Genomic DNA, 305 nt, shown 5'->3' with positions numbered 1-305 from the left:
ATACCCTGTCTCTTGATCAGATCTCCAAATCAACTGATTTAGCCAGCAAATAGCCGTCTATCAGGGTTTGCAGCCGAAACCAGCCTTCCCAAAGTCGTTCCCATCCGACTCGACCCGTGCGTTTGGAATCGTACCAGCCGGCCAGTTTTCCCAGATTGATGAAGGCCCAATGCAAACTCGGGGCTTTTTTCGGCACACGGCGTTTTTCTTGTTTTGACCACAGTAATTTCCACGCCAGGGGGCTTAATACTGTCTCACAGCTCTCTTTCTCTGCCTCTTCTTTGTTCAGACCCTTAAAACGCAGC

1 pseudogene is annotated in these 305 nt (G+C 49.8%); it reads right to left on the bottom strand.

Features of this window, described 5'->3' with window-relative positions:
• Positions 1-16 precede the first annotated feature (16 nt).
• Positions 17-305, bottom strand: a pseudogene (locus AACQ38_RS08810) (IS4 family transposase); the annotation flags it as partial.

The organism is Photorhabdus sp. RW14-46 (assembly GCF_963887965.1).
In the GTDB taxonomy this organism is placed as follows: domain Bacteria; phylum Pseudomonadota; class Gammaproteobacteria; order Enterobacterales; family Enterobacteriaceae; genus Photorhabdus; species Photorhabdus laumondii.
This window is presented reverse-complemented; position numbering and strand designations above follow the sequence as displayed.